The sequence below is a fragment of the Psychrobacter sp. JCM 18902 genome (assembly GCF_904846615.1).
Taxonomy (GTDB): domain Bacteria; phylum Pseudomonadota; class Gammaproteobacteria; order Pseudomonadales; family Moraxellaceae; genus Psychrobacter.
Window position 1 is genome coordinate 1,918,331 of record NZ_CAJHBK010000001.1, and the last position, 23,144, is coordinate 1,941,474.

Sequence of the window (23,144 nt, forward strand, 5' to 3'; positions counted from 1 at the left end):
GATAAATACTGGGGTTGTATTATAATGATAATCTATATGAGACAGGCGCTAAGAGGTTTTATTAGTGCTTATCTATCAATACTTGATATCGCATAGACAAACTGTCAGTAATCATTACCTCACGGATTTATGCTTAACTGTTATCTATTTAATATTAGAAAAAGACCTTTTAAACGTTCGATTATGGCAAAAACTATGAATAAAGAAGATATAAGAACCAAGAACAGTAACGACAAAGTTATGAAAGACAGCAATATAGAAGAACCTAGTATAGTAAAAGACGAGATAGATGAGGACGATGTTGATATCACAAAGCTACGCACCCCGATCAAGGTTGACCTATCTGCTGTTTATGATTTTTTGGGGGCTCGCACAACGCAAGCTTGGGTTGATGCGGCGATTGCGAATGTATCGCTGATCATTCAAGATCATGCCAATTGCGAAAAAAAAGCCGCTGGCACTGCCATGAATCTCATATTTCGCTATGAGTTTTCTTATGATTTGCAGCGTAAATTGGCGCAATTGATACGTGAAGAAATGCTTCATTATGAGCAGGTTTTAGGTATTATGAATGACCGTGGTCAGGCGTGGAAATATCTGAGTGCTGGACGTTATGCCAAAGGCATGCTAAAACACAAACGTACTTATGAGCCAGCAGCGATGGTTGATGTGTTGATAATTGGCGCATTTATCGAAGCACGCTCTTGTGAACGTTTTGCCGCCCTTGCTGAGGTCATCGACGACGAACGTTTGGCAAAGTATTATCGCTACTTACTTAAGTCGGAGAGTCGTCACTTTGAGGATTATTTAGCCTTGGCTCAATCACTGTCTGAGGATGATATTGACGAGCGTGTCGCATTTTTCAAAGAAGTAGAAGCAGAACTGATTTCTAGCCCAGATCATGAGCTACGCTTTCATAGCGGCACACCTGCTTAAATACATAATATTAGGTATCATTTTCGATTAGATACTCTCTTATACAATAAAAATTATACAGACAATAAGTGAAGTAACTAACCAAGCTTCATCCTCTGGTCTGCTACTTCACTTATTAGCCTTTTATTTGAACTTTGTTATAGCAGAATGAATGGTTATTTATCATCTTTCATTAATGAGCTGTCGTACTGTTTGCTATCCTTCGCAACATGATGAGGATCGTGATCATCGGTTGCTCTTTCTGCCGCTGCTGGATTGACTTTTTGTAGCGCATCATAAGGTACGATACCATGGTTATCGTTCGCATCTCTTAACTCATGGACTTGGTTGACAGCCTTGTCATCTGGCGTATTCATCATTACTCCTTATTATTATCATCATAATCATTCTATAAAGATAAAAAATTTGTATTCATTCGATTTTTCATAAAAAGCTATTAATCCTTTTCATCAGGATTTAACACTCGTGTTTGGGCATTGTCGATATTTGCATAACGATTCATGTTATTAATACTTTCGCTTTTGGATGTCTCGCTAACCATCGTATGCTCATTCACGCCATCATCAAAGGCGTTACCTTCTTGGTCTCGACGATCAGGCTGACGTGCGGGGTTGTCATTATCATTAACATGCTCTGAGTGGACGACGCCTTCTTTGAAAGTATCCGTTCCTTTATTTTCAGTGATGTTCTTTTCAATGCCACTATCAGTATCACTATGCTCATTAGAAGTAGGACTACTAGAGAAACTATTAGCAGAATCATGACTATTGATTGAGTCATCATTTTCACTGATGCGTGTCTTAGTGAGTGCTGGATCATTGGTTTGCATGGCTATATCCTTATTATTGTTATTCGTGTTTTGGCAATTGCTTAATGTACTTAGAGTTTTGATGGCGGTTTAGCAAATGGTGAGCCTGATTTAATACCCAACTCAACCTAGCTAGCAATTCATACTATTCATTGCCTTCTTGGCTTAGTTCATAGGCATTCAAATCTGCGACATTCTTGCCGCCAGCGGGTAAATTCTCTTCTTTACGAGGGTCAACATATATCTCGTCGGTTTCTTGCGACTCTTGTTGTGGACCATCGATATTAGGTTCATGCTTACGACCTTCATAACTGTCTTGTGCATTGTCTGGGTGTAAAGCGGCTGGATCACGAACTGGTACCGCTTCTTCGTGATTTGGATGAGTATTATTTGGCATTGCAGATCCCTCGCATCAATATGTCATTAATAGATAAAATAAGTTAATCCGAATGTTGATATCACAGCTTATTTATCATTTATCCGTACGCAAATCATCTTCAATAAAAGAGGTTTGCTCGTCTTTACTTAATGCTTCAGGCGCATCGACCTCTTTATTATCTTGAAGGTTTTGCGCAATTTGTTGACTGTCTGCTTGCTCAGCAGCTTTTTTGATATCTGATGTGTCATTATCGGTATTGCTCATAAGGTGTTTCCTATTTTTATAATTCGTTGATTTAGGCAGTCCCTACTCTTTTTCGTAATACGATCAATGATAGTAATACGAGCAATTTTGCATGAATTACTAGAGTGCTAATTGTTTATTAAACCATCAAATCCGTTTAATAATAGCGTGAGGGCTGACCTTGATTATAAGGATGAGATAACGGCCTGCACCAGTGTGCTGCCGTATCAATATGTGAATAAATGTGAGGTTACAAGACAGTTTGTAACTTAGACAAATCGGTTACCAAAAAAAACCAAGCATAGAGAATACTCTACACTTGGTTTTTTGCTTGGTATTTATTGATCGTAAAGACGTCTTTACCGCTTTGAAGATGTCGTTGAAATATTAAGCTAGCTTGATGCATCAACGCCATTAATCACTTTTAATAAATACTCTTGAGCGGTATGCGGCGTTTCACCTGCGGCTGGTTGCAGCTGCTGCCAAGCACCATCACCGCTAAGTATCCACGCTTGGGTATTGTCTTTCAGATAGTTAAGTAAACCGTCTTGATATACTTGTTTAAACAGTTTTTTGTCTTCGATTGGAAACGCCACTTCGACGCGATGGAATAAATTACGATCCATCCAGTCTGCACTACCACAATATAAGCGTTCGTCGCCATTATTATAGAAATAATAAACACGCGTATGCTCTAAAAAACGCCCAATAACAGAGCGTACAGTAATGTTTTCTGACAGACCTTTTACTTGCGGACGCAAACAACACATGGAGCGTAAAATGAGCTCGATTTTGACGCCTGCTTGCGAGGCATCATATAACTTGCTAATCAATCGACGTTCGGTTAAAGCGTTAACCTTAACGATAATATGAGCGCGCTTGCCGGCTTTCGCATGAGCAATTTCATCATCGATAAAGCTTATCAACTTATCATGCAAGGTAAAAGGCGCATGCAGCAGCTTTTTGAGATTGGCAGGCTTACCCATTCCCGTCAGCTCTTGAAATATATTATGTACATCCTCTGAAATATCAGGATCTGCACTAAATAAACCATAATCGGTATAAACTTTGGCATTGGCGGCATGATAGTTACCCGTCCCTAAGTGCACATAGCGGCGGATTCGATCATCCTCACGGCGCACAATGAGCATCAGCTTGGCATGGGTTTTATAGCCGACAATCCCGTAAACAACGACCGCACCCGCTTCTTGCAAATAATTGGCGACGGCAATATTAGAGGCTTCATCGAAACGCGCACGCAGCTCGATGACGGCAGTGACTTCTTTGCCATTACGAGCAGCAGCAGCCAATGCTTTAACGATTTCTGAATTGGTGCCTGAGCGGTACAATGTCTGCTTAATCGCTAACACCTTTGGATCGCTCGCCGCTTGCCAAAGCAGATTGATAATCGGTGAAAATGCATGAAAAGGATGATGCACTAGCACATCGCTTTTACGCATGGCGGCAAACATACTGGTTGCTTTGTCCAGTTTATCCATCTCACGGCGGAACTCTTTTGGCACTACATGGGTAAAGGGCTGATAACGCAGCGCTGGAATATTGAAATCAAACAATAAGCGCGTTAGGTTGACAGGACCATTGACGCGGTACAGCTGATTGTCATGCAGCTCAAACTCATTAAGCAAATAATCACTGATAGGCGTTGGACAATCGGTGGTGACTTCTAGCCGCACTTTATCACCGAAGCGGCGGTTTTCTAGCTCGCCCTCCAGAGCCTTAGCAATATCTTCAACATCATCAGCCAAATCTAAATCGGCATTGCGCGTCAGTCTAAACTGATGGCAGCCCGTCACACTCATCCCAGGGAACAGCTCACCGATATGCTCATGAATAATAGCTGAGAGCATGACGTGGTGTTCTTTGCCACCTGTCAGCTCATCAGGCAGGCGAATCACGCGCGGCAAACTGCGCGGTGCGGGCACAATCGCTAGATTGATATCACGACCAAAGGCATCTTTACCTTCTAAAGTAGCGATGAAGTTTAAGCTCTTATTGACCAAACGCGGAAACGGATGCGCCGGATCGATGCTAATCGGTGTCAACACTGGCGATACTTGCTCAGTGAAATAGCGCTTCATCCATGCCGACTGCTCAGCATTTAGCTCGTCGCGTTTTAGATAACGGATATCCTCAAGCGCCAGTGCTGGTAAAATATCTTCATTGAGAATACGATACTGCTCAGCGATGGCATCGTGCATTACGGTAGATATCTCATTCAGCACTTCACTGGGACGCATGCCATGAACACTGGTCGAGACATCGCCCATATTTAGCTTTTGCATAATACCTGCGACACGAATCTCAAAAAACTCATCGATATTCGATGAGAAAATAATCAAGAAAAACAAGCGCTCAAGTAGTGGATGACGAGGACTTGCCGCCTGCGCTAAGACACGTAAATGAAACTGTAATAAAGACAAGTCGCGATTGATATAACTGCTGGGTGAATAGCTGCCGTCTTCTGAACGCTGCCATGCAACCTCAGTTAAATGGTCATTGTGACTCTCTGTATGGCTTTTATTATCAACTGCTATCACCGTATTATTGCTATCAGTGTCCTGCTTATTATTCACATCCATCACGTCACTACTCCTTTGCGTTATCGATACGCCATCATCTTCAATACCAATTGTCTTTTATAATCGCTTTTTCACTAAGAAATTTATCAGGGTTCTTTCTTCATTCATTACTACTCGAAACTATCACTTAAAACTATCACTTAAAATTATCACTTAAAACTATCGCTTAAAACTATCATTCAAAAACACGGCGCTATTTGTTAAATAGTATTAGGTACAATCCATTAAGCTGATTGTGGTAACACCGCATTGCTCATACGCTTTTTGATAATACGTTGTTTATTGCGTAAACGTCTATCACCCTGATTGTCTTCGTAGTATTTTGGATTGGTCAACATAGCGATAAGTAAGGCTGATTCATCACGGTTCAGCTTGGCCGCAGATTTATCAAAGTAATGCTGAGCTGCTGCTTCGATACCATAAATACCATTGCCAAACTCTGCCACATTGAGATAAGCGGTCAAGATACGCTGCTTATCCCATAATGTTTCAATCATGACAGTGATAATCGCTTCCTCAATTTTACGAACATACGAGCGATGCGAGGTCAAAAATAAGTTTTTTGCTAGCTGCTGGGTAATCGTCGAGCCACCAGCGGACATCTTACCCGTCTCTTCATTTTTCTTACGTGCCGCCTCAATGCCTTTGAAATCAAAACCATTGTGCTGACTAAATGTCGAATCCTCACTCACTATCGCGGCTTGTTTGGCAGATTTTGCGATGGCATCGTATTCAGCCCAAGTTTGGGTGACAGTACCGCCCGTCAAACGATGAGTCAGCATAAACATGCTGTTATTAATCGGCTGCGTTTTCCAAATTAATAGTAGCCCAGCGACTAATACATGAAATGCGACGACCAATAGCATGATTGCCATCAATAATCGTTTGAAAAATTTGCCAAAACTTGCCATGCGCGATATCCAAGTGATTGAAAAGGTAATAAGATAAGATGAGCTGAAGAGCCAGTAATTAAAAACAGCAGGTCATCTTACCTAATCTCACAATCGCTGTCATTACTTACCCCACTTCTTTATCATGCCATAGAGTCTACGTAAAAAAGATCAGGCAGTGTTTATACTGGCAATCGAAGTCCTAAAAACCGAAACTTTGTGACAAGTATTAAGACAAGAGAATAAATATGTACGATGATAATAATATAAAAACCTTACGAGAACGTATGGTTGCCGCAAATCCCAATCTAGGGGATGCTGAAAATAGCGATAAATGGTGGCTACTTGGAACGTCTGGCTGTCATTTGTGCGACATCGCGAAGCAAGTGCTGATTCAATTTCAAGCCGTACAGCCGATTGCCTATCAACAGGTCGATATCGCTCATTTCGATGAACCATTGATGATGGAATTTGCCACCACTATTCCGGTGATTTTGACACCATCAACACGATTAAACTATCCATTTTCAGTCATAGATTTACAGCAACTTTTCATGCAATCATAGCAAGCCGACAATAAAAAACGATGTAGTGAGAACATAATGAAAAATTTGAGCAAAATTACTGAAATTGAAGACCTGCGCCGCGTTGCCGAACGTAAAGTACCGCGTATGTTTTATGATTATGTCGATTCAGGCTCATGGACTGAGACGACTTATCGTAGCAATGAAACCGACTTTGACCGTATCAAGTTACGCCAGCGGGTATTGGTAGATATGGACAATCGCAGTCTGGCAACCCAGATGATTGGTGAAGAAGTAAAAATGCCCGTCGCCATCGCGCCCACTGGCTTTACCGGTATGATGTGGGCGGATGGCGAGATTCATGCAGCGCGGGCAGCAGAAAAATTCGGCGTGCCGTTTTCGCTATCGACCATGAGTATCTGCTCTATCGAAGATATCGCCACCCATACTAGCAAGCCGTTTTGGTTTCAGCTATATGTGATGCGTGACCACGAATACGTTGCCAATTTGATTCAGCGGGCGAAAGATGCCAATTGTTCGGCGTTGATTCTTACCGCGGATTTACAAGTGCTGGGACAGCGCCATAAGGACATCAAAAATGGCTTGTCTGCACCGCCTAGACCCACACTTGCCAATATCGTCAACCTGATGACCAAGCCGCAGTGGTGTATGAATATGCTGGGCACCAAACGTCATAGCTTTGGCAATATCGTCGGTCATGCAAAAGGAGTGGACGACTTATCTTCTCTCACCGCTTGGACGGAAGAGCAATTTGATCCGCGCTTGAGCTGGGATGACGTGGCGCGCATCAAAGATATGTGGGGTGGCAAATTAATTATTAAAGGTATCATGGAACCTGAAGATGCCATTATGGCTGCTCGTAGCGGCGCCGATGCACTGGTCGTCTCAAACCACGGTGGTCGTCAATTAGATGGCGCCCTTTCTTCCATTTCTGCCCTATCCGATATCGTACAAGCGGTGCATGCTGAAAATAGCGATATCGAGGTGTGGTTAGACAGCGGCATTCGCTCGGGTCAGGATGTACTAAAAGCGCGCGCATTGGGTGCAAAAGGCACGATGATTGGTCGCTCCTTTCTGTATGGATTGGGCGCTTATGGCGAAGATGGCGTGCGCCGTGCGCTGGAAATCATTCATAAAGAATGCGATCTATCGATGGCATTCTGTGGTCATACTGATATCAATAAGGTTACCACTGATATATTGGTAAAGGGCACTTATGAGAACCTCAAAGTTGCTAATCGTTAAACATGTCATTAAAACGGTCGTTAAAACGATCCACTATTAAGGGCACTAATCCTTTAAGAGTGCTAATCGTTTAAGAGTACTACTCATCAAATCATAATGTCATGCAGATGTATGACATTATTTGACCATACCCTTTATACTCTATTTACAACATTCTAATGATATCTCACCTTTATGACCATTCAACAATTATTAAAAACAGCCCCTGTCACCACGCTGTTACTAGCCAGCTTTATTGGGTTATTCATCATGCAAGTACTGACAGGCGTCGATGCCAATAATCCATCGACTGAGGCGCTCTTAAAATGGGGTGCCAATGCATTGCCATTTACCATGGGTGATGAGCCGTGGCGCTTGGTCAGCAGTGCCTTTTTACACATCGGCTTAATGCATTTATTGTTTAATGGATTTGCTATGTATTTCTTTGGGCAGATTGCCGAGCCGATGTTTGGCTCAGCCAAGTTTTTGGCATTGTTTTTACTGGCGGCGATCGGGGGCAACTTACTGAATAACTATGTCACGTGGCACAGTATTGTAGAAGGAACTGGTCAATCGGGTCTATCGGCTGGGGCGTCAGGTGGCATCATGGGTATCGGCGCAGCACTATTAATAGCCGCACTGTTTAAAATATCGGTCAATGGTATGGTGCTCAATCTTAAGAGCTTGATATTTATCATGGGCATCAACCTTGTTTATGGTTTTGCCGTACCGGGTATTGATAATGCGGGGCATATTGGCGGCGCGTTGACTGGCTTAGTGATTGCACTGGCATTCGCAATCGCCTACCGTCAGCGTATGACAATAGCCTTACAGAATATGCATAATTCAGCTGCTTATGAAGACCGTTATCGAACGACTTATATCAATTTTCCAGCAAGCAGCGATACTGATTCTTCTGCTAATAACGAGCACTTTAATAATGCTGATTTTGACAATAACAGCAGTTTCCACCCCGACTCTGCTGTAAACTCACACTTAAATACTCATGCTAATCACAGCCACCTTAGTGAACAAGAAACACCGACCAAATCTATCCTTATTTGGCAATTACTACCATGGCTAATGATGCTACTGATTAGCATTGGCTTTATTTGGTGGTGGCAAGATATTCATGATCAAATATTACAAGTATTAAAAACCATTGAGTAAACCTTCATAGTTATTTATCATTGCTAAATAGTTCATGATAACAGCTTACTGGTTAGGTTTTTCTTACTCGCTTCTTGCTATAAGTCACAGCACTTTTAAACCGCTACGGTGTTACCCGCCCTAGATGTACTCAGTTTACTATCTGCGGTCGGTCACCTTGTAGCGATTCTAAAATTCCTTGACTATACACAATTGCCCCCAATTATTTCATCCATTCACGAGACTTTATTATGTTTAAACCTGTAGCGCTACCTCATATTTCTACGCGCGTCATGCTTAGCGCATTAACGGCTACCGCGTTATTTAGTTTCGCCAGTATGTCCAATGCTGCACTTTTTAAGGACAACTTACCTACTGACCAAGACGCTGTATTAAGCGTGGGTGTCAACGTCATAGCCGTCAACTCAGCCTACGATATGGAAGAAAGCCTCGATGTACGTGTGTTGCCGGGCGCGTTTTATGACAACAATAGATTCTATGTGCGCGGCGCTCAAGCGGGTGCTTATATTATTAATGATGGCAAAAATCAGCTGTCGGCTTATGCTCAGCTCGCTGGCAACGATTTCGATCCTGATGATGCTAGAGGCGCATTACAAGGTCTTGATGAGCGTGAAGCATCAGTCGCTGCTGGTCTAACTTATTTGCGCCGCACGCCCGTCGGTGGTTTCCGTGCTCAAATCGCGACTGATGTTTTAGACCGTAGCGGTGGTAATACTGCCCGCTTGACCTATCTTGCTAGAATTACAAAAGACAAGCTAACAGTCTATCCAAGCATTGGTTTTGAATACAACGATGCTGACTATAATGAATACTATTATGGCGTCAGTGAAAAAGAGTCAGCGGAAACAGGCGTCGCCGCTTATAAGTCTAATTCGAGCTTGAATCCTTACGTTAATATTAGTGCCAACTATGATTTCAATGAACGCTGGGCATTGTTTGCCAATCAAAGCTTAAGCTATCTGCCAAATGAGCAATACGATAGCCCAATGGTTGACTCGCGTACTGAGTCAACCTCGACGCTTGGTTTGCTTTATAAATTTTAATCAAGCTTAGAGTTTTGATATAAAAAAGACTTTGCCGCGTAATGTGGCAAGGTCTTTTTAATTTCTCTAAATCTATAAGTCTACTAGAAACTAGCCTTTAAGCTTTTTGATAGAAGCAACATTACAACCTTTATAAAGGATTTCACTCTTAGCGTTTTGTATATTAGCCGATGATTTATGATAGTTATTTAAACGCAATGCGCCCGTCATGATACTAAAGTTGTCTTCATCACCAAACACGGTACCAACATTGTCAGAACGACCTAAGTTAATCGGTAAAAATCTTTTTTTGCCGTTCAGATTGGCTTCTGCAAAGGTCGGTAAATACTCTTTATTAAAGCCATAAGTCACGCTTACTTTCTTGTTGCTTTGGCAAGTATAGTTGACTTGTCTAATTTTAACAGCGGTGTCATAGCTTTCGCTTGGTTCCATTACTTGGTCCGAGTAAGCCATGGTAGAACCAGAACCTAACATTGCCATCAAAATACCAGCTGATGATAGAGCGGTCGTTAACTTTTTCATAAATTACCTCAATGATATAATTAGAATGGTCATAGATAAGAGAATACAAACAGGGACGTTAGCGGCGAACTATTTTTAGTTAGTCTAATCGTTCGCTCTTATTGTGCATGTGTTGATTTACTATGATGATTTAAAAATTATTTTTCGTCATCACTTACCTATGTGCCTATTCTAACCAAAGTTTTAGTTTCACTCGTTATAAATATTAGTTGGCTTGTTGTTTGAGAGTAAGACATTGTTTCGCTCGATGTAGGTACTTCAATTAATAGACAAAAAAAGACCCTGAACATCCGTTTACAAAGGATGACAAGGTCTTTTTTTACTAAATTCGCAGTGGAACAAATATGATACTGCTACCAGAAAGACTAGTGCAAATTGTACTTGTCGTACATTAAGCGAGTCTGACGCCGTAGCAGGTCATTATTTGGTCTACTGCTTACTTAGGATTTACCATATCAGCAGGGATAACCCACTCATCAAACTGCGCTTCAGTTAACAGCTCTAGCTCAACCGCAACTTGCTTCAACGTTTTGTTTTCTTTATACGCAGTTTTAGCGATTTTCGCAGCATTCTCATAACCAACATGACGGTTCAATGCAGTCACTAGCATCAATGAGTTGTGTAAGAAATCATCAATTTTGTCTTTTACTGGCTCAATACCAACGGCACAATTTTCATTGAAGCTGTTACAGCCATCACCCAATAGTTTGATAGATTGCAATAGGTTAAACGCGATCACTGGCTTATACACGTTTAGCTCAAAGTTACCTGATGCGCCAGCCATGCTGATCGTCACATCGTTACCCATGACTTGAGCAACAACCATCGTCAATGCTTCTGACTGAGTTGGGTTTACTTTACCCGGCATGATAGAAGAGCCTGGCTCGTTCTCAGGAATCGTCAATTCGCCCAGACCACAACGAGGACCAGATGCCAACCAGCGTACGTCGTTAGCGATTTTGTTTAAGCTAGCGGCTAGCGTTTTTAGTGCGCCTGACGCAAATACTTCGGCATCACGAGCGGCTAATGCTTCAAATTTATTCGGTGACGTGACAAACGGTAGACCAGTCAATGTTGATAATTGCTCAGCTGATTTTACCGCATAATCAGGATGAGCATTTAAACCCGTACCAACTGCCGTACCACCTAATGGCAATTCATATAGACCTTGTAAAGCGTTATCAATACGCACCAGTGAATGATCCAGTTGGCTTACATAGCCGCTAAATTCTTGACCTAATGTCAAAGGCGTTGCGTCTTGCAAATGCGTACGACCAATTTTAACAATGCTATCAAATTCTTTCGCTTTAGCAGCCAAGGTATCACGTAGTACTTTTACCGCTGGGATAAGCAGGCTGTTGATTTCACGAGCAGCGGCAACACGAATCGCCGTTGGGAAGCTGTCGTTGGTAGATTGAGCATGATTGACATGGTCATTTGGGTGAATCGGCGTGTAGCTGCCGCGCTCAGAACCAGCAATTTCGTTGGCACGGTTGGCCAACACTTCGTTCATGTTCATGTTTGACTGCGTACCAGAACCCGTCTGCCATACAACCAATGGGAACTGATCGATTAGGCCACCATTGATGATTTCGTCAGCTGCTTGTACGATTAGGTCGCGCTTATCGCCTTCAATACGCTCAAGGCTCGCATTAGTAATTGCAGCGGCTTTTTTGACCAGTGCCATTGCTTCAATCATTGGACGCGGCAAAGTCTCGCCACCGATTTTGAAGTTTTCACGGCTACGCTGGGTTTGCGCACCCCAATAAGCGTCAGCTGGGACTTCCACGTTGCCCATGGTATCTTTTTCGGTACGAGTTGCCTGATTCTGTGTCGACATAACTACCCTCTTTGATGGTTTGTTGTATAGCTGCTTCGAAAAAAGTGCAACACACGCTGCACATAAAGGAAAATACGCGGTAAAGTGGCGTTATGATAGCATGACTAGACCGTGTTGAATATTCACAAATAGCCATTGCAGCTCTCTAAAAGCAACAGCCATCATCAATTTAATACATTATGAGATAGTCCATCTATGCATCCTGAGTTAAAACATTCTGAGTTTCAGACATCTACCGTTAGCAATCCGCCGAGACGGCAATTTACCCGCCAGCGTCGTCAATTAACATATGGCGAGCGCAGACAATACGCTCGCATGGCAAGTTTGCATTTAGTTAAGTTGCAACAGCGCTTAGCACCGCGTGCGCGTATTGGTTTGTATTACGATGGCTTTGGCGAGCTACCTACTCAGCCAATTTTAGATTGGTGTCAACGCTTAGGCTATTTGCCTTACTTACCTGTCGTCGGTTCGCTTGGTCATGCCATCAATGGCAACGATGATAAACATTTACGCTTCGTACCCATTTATCATTCGAAGCTACTCAACATACCGACACGTATACATCGGTTAGGCATGAAACAAAACCATCATCGCCGTCTACTTTGGGCGCGAGAATTGGATGTTATTATCTGTCCGCTCGTAGCAGTAGATCTCAACGGCAATCGTATGGGCATGGGTGGCGGCTTTTATGATACGACGCTTGGTAACAGCTATCGATCAGGGGCAAAAAAACCGTTAAAGATAGGCTGGTGTTATGATTTCCAAGTGGTCGAACAATTACAGCGGCAACCGTGGGATGTGCCACTAGATGGCTTAATTACCCCAAGCGGCATAAGGTGGTTTTGATGAAAGATGATAAGCAAGCGATGGATACTAACTCTAGCGCTGATAATGTAGATGAGTATTTGCAAACGTTAGGTAACGAGGACGCTAGAGAGTTGCGTTACTATAGTCAAGAGCAACCTTTTAGCTCTGAGGAGATGACACGGCTAGTCAATGAAGAGCGTCTGAATAAACTGCTGGCGCAAAGCGATGAGTTTTTGAATAGTCTGAATGGTGAGATTAAAGATTTTGAAAATGACAATAAAGACCCATAGAGGATTTGCAAAGACAACAATGAGCTACTTTCGCTCAAAACCACTAAGGGTAGTTTTTGCTATCTTGTGGATCATTTTCGTCGGTCTTATTATCACTTTAGGTTTTAGCACAGACCCCTATTTACTTCACGTTCAGAATATTCCTCTTCCGCATCCCTATCCTATAGAATTAGTCGTTATATTAATAATAGGAATGCTGTTTCATTTAAGCTTACTGGTGACTATGGATGTATATATGGATAGTCGCTGGAAGTTTTTCACTATGCTGGGGACTAGCATTTTATTTTTATTTGGTTCCGGTATGATGGCGATGCATGCACCGCCGTCATTAGGTGGGATGATTTTTTGGACGTTTTTTTCCTCTTTACTATTTTTATTGCTTTGCTTTTGGCAGGTCTGTTTATTTGTTTTAAGGCGATTTTTTCGTATAGAATCAGTTTAATAACAAGGTAATTGATATTTTAAAGCTGGGTTAAAAACCCAGCCTACACCAATCTCTACTTAACTTTGATAGCCTACAACACCATCGCTGCAATCCAACCAAATACCAATAATGGAATGTTGTAATGCAAGAATGTCGGCACTACACTGTCCTTGATATGGTCATGCTGACCGTCGATGTTTAGACCAGAAGTGGGTCCGAGAGTCGAATCTGATGCTGGAGAACCTGCATCGCCCAACGCGCCAGCCGTACCAATAATCGCCACGGTTGCCAATGGAGAAAACCCTAACGAGATACATAGCGGCACATAAATCGCGGCCAAAATAGGAATGGTTGAGAATGACGAACCAATACCCATGGTCACAATTAAACCAATTAACAGCATAATAAATGCAGCTATCGCTTTATTACCTGCGAATAAAGACGCAGCACCATCAACCAATGGTTGAATTTGTTCGGTTGCTTTCATGACTTCGGCAAAGCCTTGCGCGGTAATCATAATAAAGCCAATCATCGCCATCAATTTGATACCGTCATTAAAGACCGTATCGGCTTCACTCCATTTAACGACGCCCGTTGCCATAAAGACGCCAAAGCCAAACATTGAACCAAGCAAAAGTGAGTCGGTATACATCTGCACCACAAATGCCGTCACAATCGCGGCAAGCGCCACCAACGTTTTCATCTTGCTTTGTGTTTGCGCACTAGCTGCGGTTTTGCTTAACGCGTCACCCTCTAATACCTCATCATGCGCAGCTTTATCAAGTGCTAGCTGCTGATACTGGCGCGGTTTACGGTAGCTGATAAATACGGCGACGAGCAAGCCTACGAACATACCCAAAGCTGGAATTGCCATGGCTTTGGTGACTGAGATGTTACTGATATCGACACCTGCTTCACCGACGTTTTTCAGCATGATTTGATTGAGATAAATATCGCCAAAGCCATACGGAATAAACATGTAAGTAGTCACAAGACCAAAAGTCAGTAGACAAGCAATTAAACGTCTATCGATGTGCATGCGATTGAAGGCGAGTAATAATGGCGGTACTAGCAATGGAATAAAGGCAATATGAATAGGGATTAAGTTTTGGCTAAAGCAGCTCATGGTGATTAAGCCTGCAAACAGCATGTATTTAATCATTCCACTCGTACCACCCGCATCAATGCGTTTGATCACCGCCCCTGCCAGTGACTGTGGCAATCCTGAATGCGCAATCGCCACTGCAAAAGCCCCAAGCAGCGCATAGGACAGTGCAATTTGTGCGCCATTTCGGATACCTTCTTGAAAGGCATTCAAAGTATCGGTCATACCCAAACCAGCGATGAGTCCACCTGCCAGCGCACCGATTAATAAGCTGAGTACCACGTGTACACGCGCCAAAGACAGCCCTAGCATGATGACGACTGCCAGCAGTACCGCATTGATGGTCATATATTGCCTCTTATTCTGTCTGATTAAGACCTATTAATATCTCATGGATGATGGATATCACCCTCGCCTCTAAACCGCTTGACGCTAAAACCACCGTTTAAGACGCGCGTCAGTTTACCTTATTTTGCACACAAATCCTACGCACAGAACCCAATAGGTGTTAGCTACGCACTTCTTATCCATGCTCTGTATATATTAAATTTCAGCTAATATTTAAAATTATAAATAACAATATGACTCGCAGTCTTTAGATAGATATAACTATTTTGCGCAGATAAGCGTGTGACTTTGCCCACAAGCCTTGCAATTTTATCGGTGAGCACCATTTATCTAAACATGAACCACGAACTTGACTTTACAAGTCTGGTGAACGAGGAAGAATATATGAGTGAACATAAAATTGCCCAAGACAATATCGACATCGATGTCGACGTTTCATCTACTATTGCTGATGATCAAGAGCGAGACAACGCGCCTGACGATACGACAGGTGATGTAGCTGTAACAGCTGATCGCGTTGAAGATGGTGATAGCAAAAATAGTGATGACAAGGACAACACTATTGAAGACGATGACGCAAAAGACGATAGTATAAAAGGTGACGGTACAGAAAACTATTTACCACTACTGGCATTGCGCGATGTTGTCGTTTATCCGCACATGCAGATTGCCTTGTTCGTCGGTCGTGAGCCATCGGTAAAGGCCGTTGAGTTGGCACAGGCTGAGTATGGCAATAAAGTCTTGGTCGTGGCACAAAAAGACTCACTGACTGAAGACATCGATCAAGATAACTTGTATCAATACGGTACGGTTTGCCGCATCGTCAGTACCATGCCGCATGACAGTGATGAGAACTGCATCAAAGTATTGATCGAAGGTCAATATCGTGCGCACGTTGATACTATAGAAAATCACGACACATTATTGATGGCAAGCTTTGAGCGTGCTGACCTTGATGTCAGTATGGATGAGAGCCAGCAGAAAAACACGATTCAAGCATTAACCACATTGTTTGAAAGCTATGCCGATGCGCGTCTGCGTAATGCTCGCGAACTGACTCGTGTGGCAAAACGTATCGATGACTTGCTTGAGCTGGTTTATTTCATCTCGACCCGTGTGTCGATGGATTTAGATATTAAGCAATCATTCTTAGAAAATGATGACCTTAAAACCCATATCAATACCTTAACCGAATATTTGGTTAAGCAGAGTGCTGAACAAAATATCGAGCAAGATATCCAAGAAGCCGTCCGTCAGCAAATGGAAGACAATCAACGCGAATACTTCTTAAACGAGAAGATGAAAGCCATTAAAAATGAGCTGTCAGATATGAATGACGGTGCGTTCGATGGCGAAGATGATGTGGCTGAGCTAGAGCAGCGTCTAGAATATGCTGACTTGCCAGAAGATGTGCGTAAAAAAGCGGATCAAGAGCTGAAAAAGCTCAAAATGATGCCACCTGCCTCGAGTGAGTCGTCAGTCGTACGCAACTATATTGAATGGATTTTGGATACGCCGTGGAATGCGACGACCAAAGTTTCGATTAATTTAGACAAAGCAAAAACGGTATTGGACGAAGATCATTACGGCTTGCAAGATGTGAAAGATCGCATCTTAGAATACCTCGCCGTACAGTCACGAGTGAAAAAACTCCGTGGTCCGATTCTTTGTTTAGTCGGTCCTCCAGGTGTTGGTAAAACCTCATTAGGCGAGTCGATTGCTCGGGCGACCGGCCGTAAATTTGTACGTATGGCGCTTGGCGGCGTGCGTGATGAAGCGGAAATCCGTGGTCATCGCCGTACTTATATCGGCGCGATGCCGGGTAAAATTGTCCAATCACTGGCTAAAGTCGAAGTTAAAAACCCGCTATTCTTATTAGATGAAATCGATAAAATGGCGCAAGACTTCCGCGGTGATCCAGCATCAGCGTTGCTTGAAGTGTTAGATCCCTCACAGAACGACACGTTTAACGACCATTATTTAGACATGGACTTAGATTTGTCGCAAGTGATGTTTATCTGTACTGCGAACAGTATGGATATTCCGCCTGCCCTGCTTGACCGTATGGAAGTCATTCGTCTACCGGGTTATACCGAAGAAGAAAAGGTCAACATCGCGCAGAAATATCTCGTGCCAAAAGCGATTAAAAACAACGGTCTCAAAGAAGGTGAAATTGAGATTGTTGAGGCGGCATTGCATAGCATCGTGCGTAGCTATACCCGTGAAGCCGGTGTGCGTAACCTTGAGCGTGAAGTCAATAAAATCTGCCGTAAAGTCGTTCGCGGTTCGGTTGAAACCCATGGCGCACGTGCTCCGAAAAAAGCGGAACGTCAGCTAATTGTGGTCGATGATAAAAACATCGATGATTATCTTGGTGTCCATCAGTATGACTACGGTCTGGCTGAAGAAGAGCCTGAGATTGGTCGTATCACTGGTCTTGCATGGACACAGGTCGGTGGTGAGTTATTGACCATCGAAGCGGTGGCGATGAAAGGTAAAGGTGAGCTTAGCTTTACAGGTTCACTCGGCGACGTGATGAAAGAGTCGATTCGCGCTGCCATGAGCGTGGTACGTGCTCGCGGTGATAGCTTAGGCATTGATTACGAGACCTTTAAAACCACTGATGTCCACGTCCATATGCCAGAAGGTGCGACCCCGAAAGATGGCCCATCGGCTGGTGGGGCGCTAACCACAGCGCTGGTTTCTGCCTTAACGGGTATTGCCATTCGCCCAGATATTGCGATGACAGGTGAGATTACACTGCGCGGTAAAATCCTGCGTATCGGTGGTCTAAAAGAGAAGCTATTGGCCGCCCATCGCGGTGGTATCAAGCATGTGTTGATTCCAGCGACTAATGAGCGTGACTTAGCTGATATCCCTGATAACGTCAAAGCCGGTCTGACTATTCAGCCAGTGGCAACGATTGATGAGATATTGAAGGTTGCCTTGGTCAGTATGCCAGTTCCGCTTAAGCCTGCGAAAGTAATGGTCGATAAAACTGCAGGGAAAGCGCTGCATAATTAATCTGAGTAGTTATTAATCCAGTCTTATAAATCAAAAAGCCGCTCATCATAACGATGGGCGGCTTTTTTTGGCCATAATAAAGAAAGCTCTTAATAATACCTTATGCTATATTTTAGACAAATGTTTATTTATTAGGAAAGTACAATGTTAAATCATTTAAGGATACCTCTAATTGTAATAAGCACATTACTACCCCTCGCTTTGTTAGGCTGCCAAAGCAACAGTCTTAATCATTCAGCACAAACTAGGATCGTTATCGACGATAAAAACTGGTCAGCGACCACGCTCGAATCCAGACTGTTTCAAACCACCACAAAATATGAGTGGCAATTAACCCATGTTAGCGATGATAAGGGTCGAATCAAGGCTTTTAACCAAAAGCTGCCTTTGATAATGGAGGTACATCCAAGCCTTTTAACATTTACAGAAGGCTGTCAGCGTCACCAACTTTCTTTTGATATGTGGTTACCATTACCTTACCCTTACGGGCAAATCAATATCAGCGAACCATCTGATAACTGCACCACAGTAAATCATTCAATTATCGAAAATTTGAGTAATAAAAACACAATCAAAACAGGAAATGTCGTAAATAGTGTTTTTATACCCTATTCAGATACAGCTTTCAGATTTGATCCAGTACTAGCAAACTCTGCACAGAGTTCTAACAAGACCTTAAAACAGCTGGCTCTAAAAACCAATAAAGGAAAAACACTGATTTTTTCGGGTACGCCCAAGCCTGAATATCCTGTGGCGGGCATACCGCTTATCAATGAATTATTAGAGCGATACCAATGGCGTCTTATTAGTGCAACTGACGATACCAATAAAACTATTAATAAATTTAATCGTCCAGATGTACCTATTACTGCAAACTACAGACTTGGTTCACATGATTATAGCAATCCTCAGCAAAGTAGTTTTAGCCAAGGTGTTGGGTTTTCTGTCGGATGCAATGGGGCTGGTGGGTCTTATGCTTTATCTACTAATCAAACGTTGCTAATTGGTGGCAACCCTTCAACGATGGTAGGGTGTGGTGATGACATTGATGATATTGAATCAAGTCTTAGCCGCCTAATGCTTTATAGTTCTAGTCAGTTAACACTGATCAATCTTGATACGCAGAGAGTATCTAATCCTTCCGATAATTCTGAATCCAGCTGTCTCCTTACTCAAAAGTTAGAATCAGGCGAAACTTTAGTATGGCAAAACGAAGTAAAGAAAATACCGTAAACAATTTTCAAACCCATACGATACTTACATTTATTAACCGATTGTTGCGCATTTGATGAATAACTATATCTAATCCTTAGCTATACTGATGACGACATTAACGAATGTTTATAGAAATCAAAAGGTATTTATCTATAAACCTTTAAGAGTTAGCTTTTTATCAAAAATAACTAAGTATCAAAAATAATTGGAGATAATAATGAATAAGACAATGCTTGCAAGTGCCCTATTATGTGGTTCAGCGTTAGTAATGACGGGCTGCCAAACGGTCGAAGGTCAAATGCAAACTGGCAATCCACTTAGCCAACCTGCCTTAAAATCTACTATCAATGCAGTCGCTGGTAATAAAAATGAAGTGGGGCAAGTATTCCTACGTCCAGTTGATGGCGGCGTACAAGTCTACGGTAAGCTGATGAATTTGCAGCCGGGCAAGACAGTCTCACTACATATCCATGAAACGGGTAGCTGTGCTGATATGGGTAAAGCGGCAGGTGGTCACTTTAATCCAGACAATAAGCCTCATTCTAATCCTGATGATATGAATGGTCATGCTGGCGACTTGCCTAACCTGACTGCCAATGCAGATGGCGTGGCTACTATTAACTATGTGAATAAAAAAATCTCTGTCGCTGATGCTGGTAAATATAGCGTTAATCGTTTAGCCTTTATCGTGCATAGCGGTGCTGATGACTATACTAGCCAACCAGCTGGTAATGCAGGCGACCGCGTTGCTTGCGGTATCATCGAAAAGAACTAATAGCATCTGAACTTAGCTGTTATTGATATCACATATATGAATAGCACAAAAAAACCTCTTAGAATCTAAGAGGTTTTTTATTGTTTAAAAATTTATAGCTGAAAACAATATTGATGATACAAAAGCTCATATATTAACAATCAATCACCAAGGTAAAAAGTAAAGGAGACTTATTCCTCTACCCACTTGCCATTACGCCAATACACACCCCAACGTGTGGCCTTACCGTTTTTCTCAGAGCCGATATATTGCTCTTTCTTTTTACGTGACCAGCGTAAGATGGTTGGATTACCATCTGGATCTTCATCTGGACCTTCAAACAAATACTGGAATTTATCTTCCATTTTATCTTTGATTTCGCGTAGCTCAGCCAGCTTTGGTGCGCGTGTCTCGCGTACTTTCGGGAATTTAGACGCTGCCAAGAACATCCCAGCTGCCCCTTCACGCAAGATAAAGTAATCATCGTGCTTGGTTGATTTCAGCTCTGGCAGATGAATGGGATCCATACGCGGCGGTGCGGCTTCGCCTGTTTTTAACACTTTACGGGTGTTATCACATTGCTGACAAGCGAAGTAAGGACCAAAACGTCCCGTCTTTAGCTCCATTTGTCCATCGCACTTATTACAGTCAATGGTTGGAGAATCAGAGCCAGGCACTTCGAATTTGCCTTCTTCTAAGACATAACCATCACAATCAGGATTGTTACCACACACATGCAGTTTCAGACCGCCATCGACGATATAACCATTCATTGCCGTGCTACATTTCGGGCAACGCTTTTTCTCCATCAAATCGCGAACTTCTGCCGCTTCATCATCACCTTCTGCCTCATCAAGATTGGCAAAAGCTTCGACGGGCATTAAGTTCTTAGTGCCTTTACAGCGCTCTTTTGGCGGTAAATTATAGCCAGTACACCCTAAGAATACACCCGTTGAGCCAGTACGTAATTGCATTGGACGATCGCAAAGATCGCAATGCACGTCTGGTACGTCAGTTGGATCATTTGGACGCATGCCGTCTTTTTCTTTGGCACGATCTAGGGTCTTTTTGAAGTCGCCATAGAAATTATCAAGGACATCTTTCCAATCTGTATCACCTTCTGCCACATGGTCAAGCTTGTCCTCTAGCGCGGCGGTAAAGGTATAATCCATCAAATCTGGGAAGCTTGCGGTTAGTCTGTCGGTAACGATATCACCCATTTTTTCAGCAAACAGGCGCTTGTTCTCAAGCTTCACATAGCCGCGATCTTGAATGGTCGAGATGATAGACGCATAAGTTGATGGACGACCGATGCCCTTTTTCTCAAGTTCTTTCACCAAACTTGCCTCGGTATAGCGCGGTGGCGGCTTGGTGAAATGCTGACTCGGATCGAGCTTATCTAGTATTAATTTATCGCCTTTTTTCACATCTGGTAATAAGGTATCGTCAGTCTTCGCTGGTGGCATAACCTTGGTATAACCATCAAATACTAACGTACGACCACGTGCTTTTAACTCGACATCATTGGCAGCGACGAATAGATTCACTGACAAGTATTTTGCTGGCAGCATCTGACAAGCGACAAACTGCCGCCAAATCAGCTCGTACAGGCGGATGGCATCACGCTCAACCCCTTTAAGCTGCGTTGACTTCATATTGACGTTAGAGGGACGAATCGCCTCATGCGCCTCTTGTGCGCCTTGTTTGTTGCCGTAGAAATTTGGCTTTTCGGGTACGTATTTTGCGCCATAGCTGTCTTCGATATAGCCACGTACCGCAGCAAGTGCATCACCAGATAAGAAAGTCGAGTCGGTACGCATATAAGTAATATGACCCGATTCGTATAAGCGCTGCGCCAAAATCATGGTCTTTTTAACTGAAAAGCCCAATCGTGTGCTGGCTGCTTGCTGCAATGTCGAGGTGATAAACGGCGCACTCGGACGCGATTGCGTTGGCTTCTCTTCACGCTCTTTGACGATAAAGTCGCTTGAGTTAAGCACTGCTAAGACTTTATCAGTCTGCTCTTTATTGACAAGCTTAAGCGTTTTGCCGCCTTGCTTGGTCGCCTCTAAGCGAATCGCAATTTGCTCAGCGTCCTTTTTGCTACTGGCAACGTGAGTATCGGCATGAATTTGCCAATACTCTTCTGGTATAAAGGCGCGAATTTCATGTTCTCTTTCTACGACCAGACGCATAGCAACGGACTGAACGCGACCTGCAGAGAGACCGCGAGCAACCTTTTGCCACAGCAGCGGCGATACCATAAAGCCAACGACACGGTCTAAAAAGCGACGCGCTTGTTGGGCATTGACACGATCGATATCAAGTTTGGAGGGCTGCTTAAAGGCATTTTGAATGGCTGATTTGGTAATCTCGTTAAAAACCACACGCTCATACTTACTATCAGCGCCGCCGATGACTTCTTTAAGATGCCACGCAATCGCTTCCCCTTCTCTATCCATATCCGTTGCCAGATAGATTTTGTCAGCGTCTTTAGCTAAAGCTTTCAGCTCTTTGATAACCTTAGTTTTATTTGGTAATACTTCATAAACTGCTGCCCAGTCATGTTCTGGATCGACGCCCATGCGCCGTACCAAGGCTTGCTGGGTTTTTTCTTCTTTGCTTAGACTGTCATCTTTTTTGGTCGTTGTTGGTTTTTTTGCACTTTTGCTTGCGCCAACTGGTAGATCACGGACATGACCGATACTTGAGCGTACGATAAAGTCATCGCCAAGGTATTTATTGATTGTTTTTGCCTTGGCAGGTGATTCTACAATCACCAAAGACTTGCCCTTTGGACTGCCTTTGGGATTACCAGCAGCGGGCGCTGGACTTTTTTTGGTTGCGGTTTTTGCCATATGTGACGACACCATTATTATATGAGTAAATTAAAAGTAAGAATAAATACAGCAGCATGGCAATTTATAATTGTGAGTTATAGTAGCGCGGTGAATCATTATAGTAACAGCTGCTTAAA

Annotated in this window: 21 protein-coding genes; 11 read left to right on the plus strand and 10 right to left on the minus strand. The window is 42.9% G+C overall.

Annotated features, from left to right (window positions below):
- The first annotated feature begins 240 nt into the window (after nt 1-240).
- Nucleotides 241-936, plus strand: a complete 696-nt coding sequence (locus JMY05_RS07820) for a tRNA-(ms[2]io[6]A)-hydroxylase (RefSeq protein WP_413786583.1) — start codon at nt 241-243, stop codon at nt 934-936.
- Nucleotides 937-1,091: 155 nt separating this feature from the next.
- Here the strand turns inward: JMY05_RS07820 and JMY05_RS07825 are convergent, their stop codons facing one another.
- From JMY05_RS07825 to mtgA, 6 genes are all read right to left on the minus strand, one after another.
- A complete protein-coding gene (locus JMY05_RS07825) occupies nt 1,092-1,295 on the minus strand; it encodes a hypothetical protein (RefSeq protein ID WP_201614738.1) in 204 nt (67 codons plus the stop codon).
- A gap of 77 nt (nt 1,296-1,372) precedes the next feature.
- Nucleotides 1,373-1,765, minus strand: a complete 393-nt coding sequence (locus JMY05_RS07830) for a hypothetical protein (protein WP_045444489.1) — start codon at nt 1,763-1,765, stop codon at nt 1,373-1,375.
- A gap of 124 nt (nt 1,766-1,889) precedes the next feature.
- Nucleotides 1,890-2,141 (minus strand): hypothetical protein, encoded by a 252-nt coding sequence (locus JMY05_RS07835; RefSeq protein ID WP_045444486.1) that lies wholly within the window; start codon nt 2,139-2,141, stop codon nt 1,890-1,892.
- A gap of 75 nt (nt 2,142-2,216) precedes the next feature.
- A complete protein-coding gene (locus JMY05_RS07840) occupies nt 2,217-2,387 on the minus strand; it encodes a hypothetical protein (protein WP_198329364.1) in 171 nt (56 codons plus the stop codon).
- Nucleotides 2,388-2,758: 371 nt separating this feature from the next.
- Nucleotides 2,759-4,966, minus strand: a complete 2,208-nt coding sequence (ppk1, locus tag JMY05_RS07845) for a polyphosphate kinase 1 (RefSeq protein ID WP_045444484.1) — start codon at nt 4,964-4,966, stop codon at nt 2,759-2,761.
- 224 nt (nt 4,967-5,190) lie between these two features.
- Nucleotides 5,191-5,877 (minus strand): monofunctional biosynthetic peptidoglycan transglycosylase, encoded by a 687-nt coding sequence (gene mtgA, locus JMY05_RS07850; RefSeq protein WP_045453173.1) that lies wholly within the window; start codon nt 5,875-5,877, stop codon nt 5,191-5,193.
- A gap of 227 nt (nt 5,878-6,104) precedes the next feature.
- On the opposite strand from mtgA, the gene JMY05_RS07855 reads away from it, so the two are divergent.
- From JMY05_RS07855 to JMY05_RS07870, 4 genes are all read left to right on the plus strand, one after another.
- Entirely contained in the window at nt 6,105-6,422 is a 318-nt protein-coding gene (locus tag JMY05_RS07855; protein WP_045444481.1) for a glutaredoxin family protein, read from the plus strand.
- A gap of 36 nt (nt 6,423-6,458) precedes the next feature.
- Nucleotides 6,459-7,646: an alpha-hydroxy acid oxidase gene (locus JMY05_RS07860; protein WP_045444478.1), complete on the plus strand. Its 1,188-nt coding sequence runs from the start codon at nt 6,459-6,461 to the stop codon at nt 7,644-7,646.
- Nucleotides 7,647-7,820: 174 nt separating this feature from the next.
- Nucleotides 7,821-8,795 (plus strand): rhomboid family intramembrane serine protease, encoded by a 975-nt coding sequence (locus tag JMY05_RS07865; RefSeq protein ID WP_045444475.1) that lies wholly within the window; start codon nt 7,821-7,823, stop codon nt 8,793-8,795.
- A gap of 230 nt (nt 8,796-9,025) precedes the next feature.
- Nucleotides 9,026-9,838 carry a MipA/OmpV family protein gene (locus JMY05_RS07870; RefSeq protein ID WP_045444472.1) on the plus strand — a complete coding sequence of 271 codons (813 nt, stop codon included), beginning with the start codon at nt 9,026-9,028 and terminating at the stop codon, nt 9,836-9,838.
- Between the two features lie 90 nt (nt 9,839-9,928).
- Here the strand turns inward: JMY05_RS07870 and JMY05_RS07875 are convergent, their stop codons facing one another.
- Together JMY05_RS07875 and fumC are read right to left on the minus strand one after the other, a co-directional pair.
- Nucleotides 9,929-10,360, minus strand: a complete 432-nt coding sequence (locus JMY05_RS07875; protein WP_045444469.1) for a hypothetical protein — start codon at nt 10,358-10,360, stop codon at nt 9,929-9,931.
- 436 nt (nt 10,361-10,796) lie between these two features.
- Entirely contained in the window at nt 10,797-12,200 is a 1,404-nt protein-coding gene (gene fumC, locus JMY05_RS07880; protein ID WP_045444466.1) for a class II fumarate hydratase, read from the minus strand.
- A gap of 195 nt (nt 12,201-12,395) precedes the next feature.
- Between fumC and JMY05_RS07885 the strand changes: the two genes are divergently transcribed.
- From JMY05_RS07885 to JMY05_RS07895, 3 genes are read left to right on the plus strand one after another with little or no spacing between them, the layout of a single operon-like run.
- Entirely contained in the window at nt 12,396-13,046 is a 651-nt protein-coding gene (locus tag JMY05_RS07885; RefSeq protein ID WP_201614740.1) for a 5-formyltetrahydrofolate cyclo-ligase, read from the plus strand.
- Nucleotides 13,046-13,297, plus strand: a complete 252-nt coding sequence (locus tag JMY05_RS07890) for a hypothetical protein (RefSeq protein WP_045444464.1) — start codon at nt 13,046-13,048, stop codon at nt 13,295-13,297. The genes JMY05_RS07885 and JMY05_RS07890 overlap by 1 nt, the downstream gene beginning before the upstream one ends.
- Complete coding sequence (locus JMY05_RS07895) at nt 13,278-13,739, plus strand: hypothetical protein (RefSeq protein ID WP_201614742.1); 462 nt, start codon at nt 13,278-13,280, stop codon at nt 13,737-13,739. The genes JMY05_RS07890 and JMY05_RS07895 overlap by 20 nt, the downstream gene beginning before the upstream one ends.
- A gap of 73 nt (nt 13,740-13,812) precedes the next feature.
- Here JMY05_RS07895 and JMY05_RS07900 read toward each other — a convergent pair whose 3' ends face one another.
- Nucleotides 13,813-15,174 (minus strand): Na+/H+ antiporter family protein, encoded by a 1,362-nt coding sequence (locus JMY05_RS07900; RefSeq protein ID WP_201614744.1) that lies wholly within the window; start codon nt 15,172-15,174, stop codon nt 13,813-13,815.
- Between the two features lie 591 nt (nt 15,175-15,765).
- Between JMY05_RS07900 and lon the strand changes: the two genes are divergently transcribed.
- The 3 genes from lon to JMY05_RS07915 all read left to right on the plus strand — a co-directional run bounded on the left by lon (nt 15,766) and on the right by JMY05_RS07915 (nt 20,188).
- Nucleotides 15,766-18,198 carry an endopeptidase La gene (gene lon / locus JMY05_RS07905; protein WP_201615376.1) on the plus strand — a complete coding sequence of 811 codons (2,433 nt, stop codon included), beginning with the start codon at nt 15,766-15,768 and terminating at the stop codon, nt 18,196-18,198.
- A 144-nt stretch (nt 18,199-18,342) separates the two neighbouring features.
- A complete protein-coding gene (locus JMY05_RS07910; protein ID WP_201614746.1) occupies nt 18,343-19,431 on the plus strand; it encodes a hypothetical protein in 1,089 nt (362 codons plus the stop codon).
- Nucleotides 19,432-19,630: 199 nt separating this feature from the next.
- Nucleotides 19,631-20,188, plus strand: coding sequence for a superoxide dismutase family protein (locus JMY05_RS07915; RefSeq protein WP_045444459.1), 558 nt, complete (start codon nt 19,631-19,633; stop codon nt 20,186-20,188).
- Between the two features lie 170 nt (nt 20,189-20,358).
- Here JMY05_RS07915 and topA read toward each other — a convergent pair whose 3' ends face one another.
- Nucleotides 20,359-23,025, minus strand: coding sequence for a type I DNA topoisomerase (gene topA, locus JMY05_RS07920; RefSeq protein WP_201614748.1), 2,667 nt, complete (start codon nt 23,023-23,025; stop codon nt 20,359-20,361).
- Between the last annotated feature and the right edge of the window lie 119 nt (nt 23,026-23,144).